The 14,653-nt window shown below is 59.7% G+C and carries 12 protein-coding genes; 10 read left to right on the top strand and 2 right to left on the bottom strand.

The genetic code is table 11. From position 1 onward, the window contains the following. Positions 1 to 187: 187 nt before the first annotated feature. The 7 genes from rplQ to E5K02_RS11985 all read left to right on the top strand — a co-directional run bounded on the left by rplQ (position 188) and on the right by E5K02_RS11985 (position 6,794). Entirely contained in the window at positions 188 to 775 is a 588-nt protein-coding gene (rplQ, locus tag E5K02_RS12015) for a 50S ribosomal protein L17 (RefSeq protein WP_135395053.1), read from the top strand. Between the two features lie 334 nt (positions 776 to 1,109). Further along, on the top strand, positions 1,110 to 2,282 hold the full coding sequence (locus tag E5K02_RS12010) for a TraB/GumN family protein (protein WP_135395052.1): 1,173 nt from the start codon (positions 1,110 to 1,112) through the stop codon (positions 2,280 to 2,282). Positions 2,283 to 2,447: 165 nt separating this feature from the next. Continuing rightward, a complete protein-coding gene (locus E5K02_RS12005) occupies positions 2,448 to 3,503 on the top strand; it encodes a sensor histidine kinase (protein ID WP_135395051.1) in 1,056 nt (351 codons plus the stop codon). 73 nt (positions 3,504 to 3,576) lie between these two features. Then, positions 3,577 to 4,365 carry a LytR/AlgR family response regulator transcription factor gene (locus tag E5K02_RS12000; protein ID WP_135395050.1) on the top strand — a complete coding sequence of 263 codons (789 nt, stop codon included), beginning with the start codon at positions 3,577 to 3,579 and terminating at the stop codon, positions 4,363 to 4,365. A 108-nt stretch (positions 4,366 to 4,473) separates the two neighbouring features. Further along, positions 4,474 to 5,745 carry a phosphopyruvate hydratase gene (gene eno / locus E5K02_RS11995; RefSeq protein ID WP_135395049.1) on the top strand — a complete coding sequence of 424 codons (1,272 nt, stop codon included), beginning with the start codon at positions 4,474 to 4,476 and terminating at the stop codon, positions 5,743 to 5,745. Positions 5,746 to 5,829: 84 nt separating this feature from the next. Further along, entirely contained in the window at positions 5,830 to 6,144 is a 315-nt protein-coding gene (locus tag E5K02_RS11990) for an FtsB family cell division protein (protein ID WP_135395048.1), read from the top strand. A 200-nt stretch (positions 6,145 to 6,344) separates the two neighbouring features. Beyond that, positions 6,345 to 6,794 (top strand): hypothetical protein, encoded by a 450-nt coding sequence (locus E5K02_RS11985; protein WP_135395047.1) that lies wholly within the window; start codon positions 6,345 to 6,347, stop codon positions 6,792 to 6,794. A gap of 8 nt (positions 6,795 to 6,802) precedes the next feature. Here the strand turns inward: E5K02_RS11985 and E5K02_RS11980 are convergent, their stop codons facing one another. Both E5K02_RS11980 and hscA read right to left on the bottom strand, forming a co-directional pair. Beyond that, entirely contained in the window at positions 6,803 to 8,005 is a 1,203-nt protein-coding gene (locus E5K02_RS11980) for an anhydro-N-acetylmuramic acid kinase (protein WP_135395046.1), read from the bottom strand. A gap of 96 nt (positions 8,006 to 8,101) precedes the next feature. After that, complete coding sequence (gene hscA / locus E5K02_RS11975; RefSeq protein WP_135395045.1) at positions 8,102 to 9,961, bottom strand: Fe-S protein assembly chaperone HscA; 1,860 nt, start codon at positions 9,959 to 9,961, stop codon at positions 8,102 to 8,104. Between the two features lie 415 nt (positions 9,962 to 10,376). On the opposite strand from hscA, the gene E5K02_RS11970 reads away from it, so the two are divergent. From E5K02_RS11970 to E5K02_RS11960, 3 genes are all read left to right on the top strand, one after another. Next, on the top strand, positions 10,377 to 12,443 hold the full coding sequence (locus E5K02_RS11970) for a DUF4331 family protein (RefSeq protein WP_135395044.1): 2,067 nt from the start codon (positions 10,377 to 10,379) through the stop codon (positions 12,441 to 12,443). A gap of 162 nt (positions 12,444 to 12,605) precedes the next feature. Beyond that, positions 12,606 to 13,931 carry a tetratricopeptide repeat protein gene (locus tag E5K02_RS11965; RefSeq protein WP_135395043.1) on the top strand — a complete coding sequence of 442 codons (1,326 nt, stop codon included), beginning with the start codon at positions 12,606 to 12,608 and terminating at the stop codon, positions 13,929 to 13,931. Positions 13,932 to 13,950: 19 nt separating this feature from the next. Next, on the top strand, positions 13,951 to 14,637 hold the full coding sequence (locus E5K02_RS11960) for a HupE/UreJ family protein (protein WP_240737261.1): 687 nt from the start codon (positions 13,951 to 13,953) through the stop codon (positions 14,635 to 14,637). Positions 14,638 to 14,653 lie beyond the last annotated feature (16 nt).

Raw genomic sequence — 14,653 nt, 5'->3', positions numbered from 1 at the left:
GCTACGGGTTCTTTGCGGTACCTTTGTACTGAAAAGCGCCCCGGCGCATTTTTTACATATTACAATTCACACTTTTTCACCAGTGTGCCCGAGGTAGGATGGTTCTAATGAGGCCGCCTAACCAACTTGCAGCCCGCCGTGGTCGTCCTACGCAAGCACACACATTCCTGCTGAGAAGCACAACCCAATGAGACACGGTAAGAAAATCAACCACCTCGGTCGTACCACCTCCCACCGCAACGCGATGCTGTCGAACATGGCTTCGTCGCTGATTCTGCACAAGCGTCTGACCACTACGGTGGCCAAAGCCAAAGCCCTGCGCAAGTTCGTAGAGCCCCTGCTGACCAAGTCGAAGAGCGATACCACGCACTCGCGTCGTACCGTATTCGCTACGCTGCAGAACAAAGAGTCGATCAAGGAGCTGTACGACTCGGTAGCCGCTAAAATTGCTACCCGTCCCGGTGGTTACACCCGCATCATCAAGCTGAGCGACAACCGTCTGGGCGACAACGCCGAGGTGTGCATCATTGAGCTGGTGGACTACAACGAGACCCTGCTGGAAGCTAAGAATGCCGGCGAAGCCAAGGCTACGACTCGTCGCTCGCGCGGCAAGAAGAAGTCGGGTGCTGACGCTGCTGCCCCCGCCGCTGAAGCTACTGCTGCTGCTCCGGCTGCCGTAGTAAGCGAAGAGGCTGCTGCCGCTACAGATGCTCCGACCGAGACGCTGACCGAAGGCGAAACCCGCGACGAGAAGACCGAAGAAGCTGCTTCGTAGTTTTCGAGCAATTCAATACAAAAAGGGACGTGCCATTCGGCACGTCCCTTTTTTGTGCGTTCAGGTGATGGCAGCAGGTCAATGGTTTTTTGTCGAGGTTCGTGCCCGGTTTTCCCCAGTTGGGCAGAATGAGGTAGGGCTTCGGGGCTCAGTAAGCGTGCTTTGAGATAATCATTCCACCTTAAGCTCAATCAAGACAATGCGCACCTTTCTTACCACTTGCTACTGCACCCTCGTAACTGGCGCCTTGCTCCTAAGTAGCGCTGCCGCTCTTCGGGCCCAGGCTCCCAGCCCAGTGGCATCCGCTGTATTTGCCGGAGTGCCACAAGCAGCCTTGCCACTGAAGTCTGCTTCCAGCTTTGACGTATTCGATAAAGCATTTTATAACAACGAACTGTTTCTGCTGGGTGAGGCACACGGGGTGGCTCGGCCCCAGGAGGTGGACTTTGAGTTGTTCAAGCACTTGAACCAGCGGGCAGGGGTGCGGCACTATGCGGGTGAGTTTGACTGCGCCAAGGCCTTTTACCTGAATCAATACCTGATAACGGGTAATGACAGCACGCTGCACCGGGTATTCCGCAGCTGGGTGCAGGCCGAGTCGCAGTGGGCGAATAAGGACCTGCTGAACAAGTTTCGGAAGCTGCGGGCGTTGAACCTGACGCTGCCGCAGAAACGGCGGATTGAGTTTGTGGGCCTCGACGAACTGCAAGACTTGCCCCTGGCCGCCGACTACCTGGAGCGTCTGTTGCAAAAGAAGATGGCCGGGTCGGTTAGGCTGTTTGCGCTACGCGATTCGCTTGCTACCCTGATGCGACAGCCGGCTTCTCCCTTGCTGACGGGTGTGGCGCGCCGAACCATTACGGAGCTGGAGCAGCACCCGGGAACCTACCAGTTCAACCTGGGCGCGTCGTACGGGGCGCTGCTACACTTGCTCCACAACCTTACGTACCGGGCCGACGGCTTGGGCCGGGAGCAAAGCATCTTTGCCAATTATCGAGCAGTAAGTCAGACCAAGAAGCTGGCCGGGGAGAAGATGTACGGGTTGTGGGGCCTGGCGCATGTGCTGCAAAGCCCGTTGCAAGGCGGCTATTTGACATTTGCAGCCATGGTGCGGCAAAGTAACCTGCCAGTGCGCAATAAGGTAGTATCGGTGATGTGCGCCTTTTCGGGCTGCCAGATGCTGTACCCTAACAGCGGCCTGCCGGCGCCCTGGCGAACCCAAGGGCAGGTGTATGGTAGCACCAATAAATTCAACCACGACGGGCCACTGACAGTTATTGAGGGCATCGAGGAATTGAAGGCCCAGACCGCGCCCGGTAGCACCACCCTGTTCCGCCTCGACGCCCCGAGTGCCGCTACTACCCGCCAGCCGATTCGGGTGACGTACGCGCCGGGCATCCCGGCAACCCAGCAGATGCAGTTTGACCCCAAGCTACCGGCCGCCGCCTACGTGCAATACCTGGTGCTGGTGCGCAACTCGGAGGCGGTTCAACCCCTGCGGCCCTAAAAACCTGTGCGTAGTCTATTCGATTCCGCGAGTGCTGCGCTGGCCTATACTTCCCACCAGCCGACCAAGCGGCAACAGTCGGAGGCGGGGCCGAGTAGTGCGGATCTGGGGAAAGAATGGCAACTTTCGGCGCGCCAGACGGCCTGGCTTGCTCACCTGCGTTCTATGCTGCTTGCCCGTCCTTCCCGCTCCGATCTGCTGACTGCCGCTGCGTACTGGCCCGTGGCGACGGCCATTATCCTGCCCACCTACTGGCAGCAATTTAGCGAGCTGCGGGCCCTGAGTTGCATGGCTTATACCGTGCTGCTAGATTCGGCGGCCGTGTTTGTCATTGTGTTCGGCCTGCTTCCGAATCTGCTCACGCCACGTTACCGGTTGCGGGCCCTGGGGCTGCTGATGGTTTTCTTGCTGACCAGTGGCGTGCTCTACGGTGGGGGCTATTCCTTACTGCTCAGTCAGCCCGTGACGTGGGGCCCCCTAGATTTGGTGCAGAACATTATCCGTCATGCGTTCAGCTACGGTATGCTGGCTGTGCTGCTTACTGGCAAGCGGTATTTTGACCTGCAGCAGCGGCTTGTGTTAGCCCAGAAGGCCCACGCCGAAAGTGAGCTGCGGAATCTCAAGGCTCAGATTGATCCGCATTTTCTGTTTAACAACCTCAACGTGCTGCGGGGCCTAATTCAGCACGACCCCGTAGCGGCCGACGAGTACCTGACCCACTTTGCTGAGCTTTACCGCTACCTGATTCGCCACAAAGACGAAGACGTGGTGCCCCTGGCGGCTGAGCTGCAGTTTGCCAACGAGTATGTATACCTGCTGCAACACCGCTTTGGCAGTGCCTACGGCTTTCGGCAGCACCTGCCCGCCGCGGCAGCCCTGGATACGCTGCTCGTGGTGCCCGGTACCTTACAGCTGCTCCTTGAAAACGCCATTAAGCATAACGCCGGCGACGAGGACGACCCGCTCGTGATTACCATCGAGGCCACTGAAACGCAGCTGGTGGTGCGGCACCCACACCGGCCCAAGCGCACGGCCGTCGATTCGACGGGTACCGGGCTGGCCAACCTACGGGAACGGTACCACTTGCTGATCGGGCAGACTATTGCCGTGCAAAGCGCTGGGCCCGAGTTCCAGGTGACCGTACCGCTGCTTGCCGCAGCTGAGCTTGCGCCAGCAGAAAACACTCTAACCACGCTTGTCCCGGCTGCCAAGCGCCGGTGAGTGAAAGCTACAGTTGGGTGAGAAAATGCCGTTCTGCGCACTGTTTTACTGTTTTACCCAGTTACCCTAATTCATGCGTATTCTGATACTGGAAGATGAAGAGCCGGCGGCCCGGCAGCTGATCCGCTTTCTGGCGCAGGCTGGCCTGGCTGCCGAAGCTCCGCCGGTGCTACGCGGGGTAGAAAAAGCCCTGACCTGGTTGCGGAATAACCCCATGCCGGACTTAATTTTTTCCGACGTTGAACTGCTCGACGGCAACGTATTTGGCCTGTACGAGCAGTTTCGGGTGACCTGCCCGATTATCTTCACCACGGCCTACGACCAGTTTCTGCTGCCCGCCTTCCGGGCCAGCGGCATCGCCTATCTGCTCAAGCCCTATACCTATGCTCAGCTGGCAGAAGCCCTGGCCAAGTACCGCGGCCTGCAGCAAGCCTTTACTCCGCCAGCCGCGCCTACGACACCCACGCTGAGCGGGGAGATGCTGGAAGCCCTGAGCCAGGCCCTGCGTCAGGGTACACAGCCAGCCTACAAGCAGCGCTTTTCGGTGCGAATGCGCCAGGGCCTCTACGTATTACAGACCGACGATGTGGCCTATCTGCAGGCTGATGAGGGCGTGGTTTTCGCCGTGGATAAAGCCGGCAGCCGCTACCCGCTCAACGGCACCCTGACGGAGCTGGAGCGCCAGCTCGACCCCAGCCGCTTCTTCCGGCTCAACCGCTCGGAGCTGGTCAACATCAGCTACGTAGAGAAAGCTGAGCCCTATTTCAACAACCGGCTGAGCGTTAAAATCCGCCACGGGACGGCCACGCTACTGACCAGCGCGGCCCAAACCCCTGAGTTTCGGAAGTGGCTGGAAGGATAGCAGGGTACTGGGTGAATTCCTTACCTTTCGGCCCCGCAGCCGGATGTGGGGCCTAGGTCTAGGTTCGGCGGCTGCGGAAACGAATTCCTCACCACAATTCTTTTCAACATGAGCATTATATCAGCCATTCATGCCCGGCAGATTTTTGATTCGCGCGGTAATCCGACTATTGAGGTAGATGTGACTACCGAATCCGGCGTAGTGGGTCGGGCCGCTGTTCCTTCGGGAGCCAGCACCGGCAAGCACGAAGCCGTAGAGCTGCGCGACGACGACAAGTCGAAGTACATGGGCAAGGGCGTGCTGAAGGCCGTGGAAAACGTGAACAGCAAGATTGCCGAAGAGCTGCTGGGCTTCTCGGTATTCGAGCAGGGCCTGCTCGACAAGATCATGCTCGAAATTGATGGTACGCCCAACAAGGCCAATCTGGGTGCCAACGCCATTCTGGGCGCTTCGCTGGCTATTGCCCGCGCCGCGGCCCAGGAAGCCGGTATGCCGCTCTACCGCTACGTGGGTGGGGTAGGCGCTACCACGTTGCCCGTGCCGATGATGAACATCCTGAACGGGGGCTCGCACGCCGACAACAGCATCGACTTCCAGGAATTCATGATCATGCCCGTGGGCGCTCCTTCTTTCTCGGAAGCGCTGCGCTGGGGTACCGAGATTTTCCACCACCTGAAGAACGTGCTCAAAAAGCAGGGCTTCAGCACCAACGTGGGCGATGAAGGCGGTTTTGCGCCCAACATCAAGTCGAATGAGGACGCCATCAAGATTGTAATTGAGGCCATCGAAAAGGCTGGCTACAAGCCCGGCGACGACGTGATGATTGCCATGGACGCGGCCGCCTCCGAGTTCTACGACGGCACGCACTACCACTTCAAGAAGAGCACCGGCGACAAGCTGACTTCCGACGAGATGGTAGCCTACTGGACCGACTGGACCAAGAAGTACCCCATCATCAGCATCGAGGACGGCATGGACGAGGACGACTGGGCTGGCTGGAAAAACCTCACCAACAGCATCGGCAGCACTACCCAGCTGGTGGGCGACGACCTGTTCGTGACCAACGTGACCCGCCTGCAGCGTGGTATCGACGAGCAGATTGCCAACGCCATCCTCATCAAGGTAAACCAGATTGGTACGCTCACCGAAACCATTGATGCTATTAACCTGGGCCGCCGCAACGGCTACAAGAGCATCATGAGCCACCGCTCGGGCGAAACCGAGGACAACACCATTGCAGACCTGGCCGTGGCCCTGAACACCGGTCAGATCAAGACCGGCTCGGCTTCGCGCTCCGACCGGATGGCCAAGTACAACCAGTTGCTGCGCATCGAGGAAGAGCTGGGCGAAATTGCCTACTTCCCCGGCCGCAAGATGTAGTTGGATACTTCCCCGGCAACAAGTTGAATGTAAAAGGGTCCGGTCTGTATGCAGACCGGACCCTTTGCGTTATCTTTGGGTGTTATGCAGCTGTTACAGGTATTTCAGCGGGTGCCCCGCTTCTTACGCAGTTTCTACTTCCTGACGGGCGCCGCCTTTCTGATCTGGATGCTGGTGTTCGACGCCAACGACCTGCTGAAGCAGTACGATATGTATGCCAAGTGGCGGGAGCTACAGGCGGAGAAGGAGTATTACCTGAAAAACATTGATGTCGTGAAAAAAGACCGGGCCGAGTTGTTGAGCAGCCCGGAGCTCCTGGAGAAGTTTGCCCGGGAGAAATACATCATGAAACGCCCCGGCGAGGACGTGTTTATCCTGGTACCGCAAGAGGAAGAATAGCCCCGCGTTAGCCTGAACAGCGGTGCGTATACGCGCCGTAGTGCGGACCGGACCTGATAAGTGTAGCCCAGCGCATTGTCGTTTGATACTGCGAAGGAAATGGCCCGGCGGCCCCGGCTACAGCTGTGGATTCTGGAGCCGGGGCCGCCGTTTTACGTTATTGCCGTGGGCGTGGCGTTGTATTTGCCAGCTCCGCTTCTATGACCATAATCCGAACCCTCAGAGCCTGGCGCCGCGCCGGCGTCCTGCTGGCCGTGTGGCTTTTGTTGGCTGTGCCCGCAGTAGCTCGTCCTTCGCAGGTGCAGGTGGCCCGGCAATTTCTGCTCGCGGTGCTGCGGGGCGACTACACCGTAGCGTATCGGCTGCTAGCGCCCGAAACCCAGGCTACGCTAACGGCCAAGGAGTTTCGGGCGGCAGCGCGGCCGTTGCACGCGCAGGGCCAGCGGCGTGGCCAGCCCATCGACCTGTATAAGCTTGGCTACCGCATCGGGGAAACCCACGAGGTGACTAGTTTCTACAGTTTCATGTTCAAGAGCGACACCCTGGCCCGCCTGCCCCAGGTGCAGCTCGATGTTACGTTCCGCGACTCTACGGCCACGGCCATCATGGGCTTTGGGCTGATTCCGGCTCCGCAAACCAAACGGAAGTAACCGGCTGCTTACTGCGGGAAGGATATTTTGCCAAGACTAACAGCAGGCACCGCCTGAATGCCGTTGCCAATGGGCAGCGCGTTGCCTACCAGGGTTTCATTGGCCAGAATAGCGAATAGCACGGCTTCTTTGGCATCGGGAGCAACACCCAAGTCGGCAGTAGTGGCGAAGCGGCAGTGGGGCAGCTCCCGTTGCAGGGTTTCCATCAGCGTGGGGTTGTGCATGCCGCCGCCACTGGCGTAGATGGTAAAAGGCCGGGCCGGGCCGAAAGCCTGCTGCACGGCCCGGCCTACGGCCGCGGCACTGAAAGCGGTTAGCGTGGCCAGCAAGTCGGTAGGAGGGAGGCTGAGCGTGTCGGTCTGGCGCTGAGCGGCCCGTACATAGTGCTTGCTGAAGAGCTCTGGTCCGGTTGTTTTGGGCAGGGGTTCCCGGAAAAAGCTGTGGCTTAGCAAGGCCTGTAATAACCCTTCGTGTACCCACCCCTGGGCTGCCAAGGCGCCATTTTCGTCGTATTGCGTGCCCGGGTACAGCTCGCGCACGAAGGCATCGAGCAGGGTATTGCCGGGGCCGGTATCGGTGCTGAACACCGCCGCCGCATCGAGGCTGCCCGCCAGGTACGTGAAGTTGGCAATGCCGCCCAGGTTAAGCAGCAGCCGGTCCTCCCCGGCCTGGGAGAAAATCAGGTAGTCGCCGTACACGGCCAACGGAGCGCCTTGCCCACCCGCGGCCACGTGTTTTTGGCGAAAGTCGCTCAGGGTAAGAATACCAGTGCGCACGGCGAGGTGGTCGGCGTCGCCGAGCTGCAGCGTGGCATTGGGCCACTCAGCTAGACCGTGCTGGTGTTGCGGGGCGTGAAACACCGTCTGGCCGTGGCTGGCTATAGCATCGACTTCGGCGGGCTGCACCTGCCACTGGTCCAGGCACCGCAGCACTAGGTCGGCGTGCAGGGTGCCCAGCCAGGCGTGAAGCAGAGTAAGGTGCTGCAGCTCAACCTGCGGCTGGGCAAACACCCGGCGAATTTCGTGGCGTATGGCCTCCGTATACGGCACCGTAGCAAAGTGCTCGACTCTTACCTGCGTGGCCGCGCCGTGGCCTGCAAACCGGCACAGGGCCACATCCAACCCGTCGAGCGAGGTGCCCGACATCAGCCCAATGATGCGGCGAACTGGCTTTTGCGCCGCCGCTACCAACCGGGTAAGATTTGCATTCATGGTAATGGCAGTGAAGTAGAAAAAGGGGGATACGACAAGAGGCGGTAAAACTTAAGGTGCCTTAAATTCTACCGCCTCTTATTGAGCATGTGCAGTCTATTCAATCTTTTTGCCGGTCATAGCCTGCTTGATGGAAATGTTCATCACCCGTTCGGCGAAGGGGCTGGTGAGGTGCTCCAGCTCGTCAACGGCCTTAAGAATGGTATCCTTATCGTTGGTTTCCAGGCTTTCGCGCAGCACCTGGGTCTGGGCGGCGGTCAGCGTGATTTCGTCTTCGGTCAGGTACTGGGAGTTTTTCTCCACGAAGCGCTCCACCTGATACAGCATCTGCTCGGCCACGGTGCGGGCCTCAATGACCATGCGGGCGGCCACATCCTCGCGGGCGTGGGTGAGCGAGTCCATCAGCATCTGCTCCACCTGCTCGTCGGTGAGGCCGTATTGGGGCTTAATTTCCACCGCCTGCCGGGTATTAGAGCGCAGCTCAATGGCTTCGACCTGCAGAATACCATCGGCGTTGAGCAGGAAGTTGACATCAACTTTCGGCAGGCCGGCGGGCATGGCCGGAATGCCGCGCAGGATAAACTCGGCCAGCTTGCGGTTTTCCTGCACCAAGTCCCGCTCGCCCTGATACACGGAGATTTTCAGATTCACTTGCCCGTCGACCGAAGTAGTATACTGCCGGCCGGCCTTGGTCGGAATCTTGGAATTGCGCGGAATAATGGAATCCATCAGTCCGCCCAGGGTTTCGATGCCCAGCGTCAGGGGCGTCACATCGAGCAGGAGCACGTCGCGGCGGTTGCCGGCCAGGATGTCGGCCTGAATGGCGGCCCCCAGGGCAACTACCTCGTCGGGGTTTAAAGAACTGTTGGCGGGCTGCTGAAAAAACTCGGACACCGAATCGTAAACCAGCGGCACCCGGGTAGAGCCGCCTACCAGCAATACGGCGTCGAGGTCGGCGGGCGTGAGTTTGGCGTCGGCCAGGGCCTGGCGGCAAGAGGCAATGGTGCGCTCTACCAACGGCTGCACCAGCTCGTTGAACCGGGCTTTGGTCAGGGGCAGGAGGGTGCCTTCAAAATCGGCTTCAAACGAATCGTTGCTGCTCAAGTGCCGCTTGGCCTGCTCGGCCAGTAGCCGCAGCTGCTGCTGGGCCTGGGGGTTCTGGTAAAGCACGGTGGCCAGCTGGTAGTCCCCGGTCCAGTAGTCGATAATGGCGCGGTCGAGGTCGTCGCCGCCCAGATAGGTGTCGCCGTTGGTGCTCAGGACTTCGAAAATGCCCTGCTGAATGCGCAGAATGCTGATATCGAAGGTGCCGCCGCCCAAATCGTACACGGCTACTGTTTTCTCCTCGTCGGGGCTCAGACCGATGCCGTAGGCCAGGGCTGCCGCTGTCGGCTCGTTCACGATGCGCAGCACTTCGAGGCCTGCCAGGCGGCCGGCGTCGCGGGTGGCTTGGCGCTGGGAGTCGTTGAAATACGCCGGCACGGTAATTACGGCCCGGTTGACGGGCGTTTTCAGGGCGTGTTCGGCCCGGGCCCGCAACTCTTTCAGAATCTCGGCCGATAGCTCGATAGGCGAGTAGAACCGGTCGCCGACCCGGATTTTAACCAAACCCTCCGAGTTGTCGTCGATTACTTTATAGCCCAGCTGAGCGGCCTGTTCGCCCAGGTCGCGGTACGACTTGCCCAGCAGGCGCTTAACCGAATAAATCGTGTTCTGAGGCTCGGTTAGCAGATATTGCTTGGCGTCGGTGCCCACAATCGGGTCGTTGGCATCGGCCGGGAAGTGCACGACCGACGGCACGATGGTGCCCCGGCCCTGGTCGTTGATGGCTAGCGGCTGGCGGCTGTCGGGATGGATATAGGCTACCAGGCTGTTGGTCGTGCCCAGGTCAATGCCGACGATAATTTCTTCCTGCTGAATGCTCCCCGTAGAGAGGTTGATTGCGACTTTGGCCATGGGGTAAATAAACCGGCGCGCCGAAACGCGCGATAAGCGAAACGAGAGAGAAAAGTAGTGCTACTTCTCCCTACGATGAGGGGGCAAAAGTAGCGAAGAAATGCGGCTAGGGCAGCTAACAAACCATTGACGGAGTTGGCTTTGCCGGCAGTTCTATTTTTTTAGAAAAAAAGTTCCATTCAACACAATCCAGGCACGGCAGTAGTTGCGTATAGCTCAACAACTCCGCCCCGCTTTCTCAGCACCCGAGTTGCTGAGCGCTATGCTCATGCCACTACGCTCACACCAGCGTGTGGCTTCTGCCCCAGTAAGGGCCTCACGGCCCGTTTTGCGCGTTTTTTCGGCTTCTTTTTTTAAATGCCTCCTGGCATGCCGGGAGGAGTACGCTTTCTTTTTTCCACTCAACCTTTTCACCATGAAGAAGACCTTTACGCGTCCCATACTCCATATGGGGTTAGCGGCCACTGCCATTGTCGGCGCCCTCGCCTGGAGCGGACAGAACACCCGAATAGAAGCTTCCAGCCACCGGGAAGCGCCGCTGATTGCCGACGACCCGCTGGCCGACAACACGGACTTGTACGCCTTCCGCGACCCGAACAACGCGGAGATGATCAATATCATCGCCAACTACATTCCGCTGGAGCTGCCCCAGGGTGGCCCGATTTACAACACGTTCGGCGAAAATATTCGCTATGAGATTCACATCAAGAACAAAACAACCACGACGGGTGATGACCTGACGTACCGGTTTACGTTCACGCGGACCAACGAGGACCCCACCACGTTTTTCCGCACCCGCTTGGGCAAGGAAAATCAGAAAACCACCTACCGGGCCGAGCTGAGCGTGAACGGTGGCGCCTTCACAACCATCGTCAACAACGGCGTGGTGCCTCCGCCCAACATCGGCCCCCGCTCCATTGAGGGGGCTGCCGGTCTGGGTACTCCCTACAATACGCTCATGACCAATGCTATTCAGACATTGGCCAATGGCACCAAGGTATTCTGCGGCCCGGTCGACGATCCGTTCTTCGTGGACCTGGGAGGTATTTTCGACCTGGGTGGCGTACGCCAGACCGGGGCCCGCGACGGGGTAGCGCGTAAAAACACCCACACCATTGCCCTGCAAATCCCGATTTCGGTGTTGCAGAAAGACGGCAAGACCGGTGCGCAGGCAGCCAACATTCTCGACTCGGATTACATCATCGGCGTATGGGCTTCGGCCAGCCGGCAGGCTATCCGCACGCTCAACGTGGACGGTACCCAGACGCAGTCGGGCAACTTTGTGCAGGTGTCGCGCCTGGGCATGCCGCTGACGAACGAAGTGGTGATTCCCATCGGGCAGAAAGACGAATGGAATGCGGGCAACCCGTACGGCGCCGTGGCTAAGTTTGACGAAAACGCCATGAACCCCGAGCTGGCCCTCTACATGGACGACAGCCGCTTCGGTGGGGCCGTGCCCGGCCTGGGGGATCTGCGCATCCAAACCAACTCGTTGCAGGCATTCGACTTCCGCAACGGCAAGGACGGCCTGGCCAACCTGACGGCCGCCCAACGCGCCAACACCGTATTTGCCGACCCCACGTTTGGCCCTTACCTGCTGCGCGCCGGCAAGCCCCGCTCGGTCGACATTCTGCCCATCTTCCACACGGGCGTGCCCAACCTGCCGCCCTACCAGCTGGCCACCGGCAAGCCCCTGCGTAATCCGCTGGCCGCTGGCAAGCCGTTTATCAACAACTTCCTGCCCACGTTGGGCGACATGCTGCGCCTGAACATGGCCGTGCCCGCCACGCCCCGCACCCTGGCCAACGGCACTCCGAACCCCGAGTTCAGCTCCGAAGGCCTGCTGGCCGCCGCCGTGCTGGGCCTGACGGACTCCCGCTTCAATGGTAGCGCGGCCCTGCAGGCTATTCCGAACATGGACGGCTTCCCCAACGGCCGCCGTCTGGAAGACGACGTAACCCGTATCGAGCTGCAGGCCGTGGGTGGCGCCGTACTGGCCGCCATTGGCCTGTTCTATGATGACTTCTCGGCCACGGCTGCGAGTCCGCTCACGCCCCAGCTGCTGCGCGTGGTGAACTTCCGGACCGGGGTGGAAGCCAACGACACGACCCTGCGGGCGGCTTTCCCCTACATGCAGACGCCTTGGCGCGGCACCAAAGCCCAGCCTACGGTTACCTCGCAGCGCGGCAACGTGGGCCTGGGCCTGATGGCCTCGCCCGTGGAAGTAGCCCAAAACTACCCCAACCCCTTCACCGATAAAACCACGATCCGCTACGAAGTGGGTGTGAAAGGCCCGCTGACCATCGTAATTACCGACATGATGGGCCGCCCGGTGAAGACACTGGTAGATAACAAGGAGCACAAGCCCGGCACCTACGAAATGTCGTGGAAAGTGCAGAACCTGGCCGCCGGTACCTACATTGCCACGGTGAAATCGGGTGAGACGGTGCTGCAGTCCATCAAGCTGGTGCACACCAACTAAGAAATTGACTGCTTCAGAACGGCCGGGTGAAGCTTGCTCCGGCCGGCCGTTTTGGAAGTAGCCTCTCTGCTAGCCGAACCCGGGTGAGTTCGGCTAGCTTGCTGGTAACTAGTGAGCCTGGCTTCGGCTGGGCTCATTTCCCATCTTCTAGCCCCTGCTGCTTTGCGTAAATATTTTTACCCTGTACTACTCGTTTGCTTTGGCCTGGCCGTAGCAGCGCTGTTTTTCTTCCGCAAGCCCGAGCCTATTCCAACCCTGAAGGAACGGCACGGCGACCTGGCGCTGGGCGGCGAGTGGCTGAACACCAAAAACGCCATTGGTGGTCTGCTGGCCCAACTGCGCGATAAGCCCGACGATAACAAGGCCAAGCTCATGCTGGCCCAGGCCTACATGCAGGAAGCCCGCGTCACCGGCGACCATCCGTACTACGACATGGCCGCCATGCAGCTGCTCAACGGCATTCTGCAACAGGAGCCCGAAAACTTTGAGGCCCTGTGCTGCAAGGCTTCCCTGTGCCTGACCCAGCACCACTTCTCCGAAGGCTTGGCTGTGGCCGAGCAGGCCGTGGCGCTGAACCCGCACAATGCCTTCGTGTACGGCTTGCTTTGCGACGCGAATGTAGAGCTGGGCCGCTACCCCGAAGCCGTGAAGATGGCCGACAAAATGAACCAGGTGCGCCCCGATTTACGCTCCTACTCCCGCGTGTCTTACCTGCGCGAAATCCACGGCGACTATCCGGGCTCCATCGAAGCCATGGACATGGCCGTGAAGGCCGGCTACCCGGGCCTGGAGCAAACCGAATGGTCGCGCACGACGCTGGGCCACCTCTACGAAAGCACCGGCGACCTGGCCAACGCTGAAAAGCAGTACCAGATGGCCCTGCTGCAGCGGCCCTACTACGCCTATGCCCTGGCGGGCCTGGGGCGGGTAGAAAAGGCCCGGAAAAACTACCCGGCCGCTATTGAGTACTTCCGCAAGGCCCGCGCCACGGTGCAGGACTACGCGTTTGCCGACGAGCTAACCGACTTGTATCGCCTCAACAAGGAGCCGGCCAAGGCTACTCAAATGGCCAAGGAAGCCATCAGCATGCTGGCGGATGATGCCAAAGAAGCCGATGACAACGAGCAGATGGGCCACTACGCCGACCGGGAGCTGGCCTATGCCTACCTGAAAGTAAACGAGCTGGATAAAGCCCTGGCGCACGCCAAAATTGAGTACGAGCGGCGGCCCGACAACATCGACGTCTGCGAAACCCTGGCTTGGGTGCATTACAAGCGGGGCGAGTACAAAGAGGCGCAGAAGCTGATAACAACGGCCCTACGGACTAACTCCCAGAACCCCACGCTGCTGTGCCGGGCCGGGCTGATTGCCTCCCGCAACGGGCAGGCCGAAAAAGGCCAGGCCTTGATCCGTCAGGCCCTGACCACGAATCCCTATCTGAACTTCGACCTGGCCGACGAGGGGAAGAAGCTGCTGGCGTTCAACTAACCGACTTGGCCTGACTGTTATGAAGGCAACCTCCGGGCAATTCTCCTGGCTCGTGCGTGGTGCGGGGCTGCTCCTGCTGGCGCTGTTGCTGCCCCAGCTGGCCGCGGCCCATGTGCTGGATGTCGACGTGAGCAAACTCTCCCGTACCGACATTATCAGTACCTACCTTAAGCTGGGCTACACCCACATTCTGCCGCTGGGGCTCGACCATATTCTGTTCGTGCTCAGTATTTTTTTTCTGGAACCCCGCCTCAAACCCGTACTCTGGCAGGCCACGGCTTTTACCATTGCGCACTCCATCACGCTGGGCCTGGCCATGTACGGACTGATTTCGCCACCAGCCTCCATCGTTGAGCCGATTATTGCGCTGTCCATCCTGTTTGTGGCCATCGAAAACATCATGGCCGACAAGCTCAACCCGTGGCGGGTGGCTATTGTCTTCGGCTTCGGGCTGATTCACGGCATGGGCTTCGCCAGCGTGCTGACCTCGCTCGGGCTGCCGCGGGCCATGTTTGTCGAGTCCCTGATTTCCTTTAACGTAGGCGTCGAGCTGGGGCAGGTAACGGTGATTCTGCTGGCCTGGCTGCTGGTGGGCCGCTGGTTTGCCGACAAGCCCTGGTACAAGCAGCGCGTGGTCGTGCCCATGTCGGTCCTGATTGGTCTTATTGCCGCCTACTGGACCGTAGAGCGGGTATTTTTTGCTTAAGCTAACCTTCTCCGAT

The sequence above is a fragment of the Hymenobacter metallicola genome, from assembly GCF_004745645.1.
Taxonomy (GTDB): domain Bacteria; phylum Bacteroidota; class Bacteroidia; order Cytophagales; family Hymenobacteraceae; genus Hymenobacter; species Hymenobacter metallicola.
The sequence above is the reverse complement of the archived record's forward strand: the minus strand, read 5'-3'. Positions and strand labels throughout refer to the sequence as shown.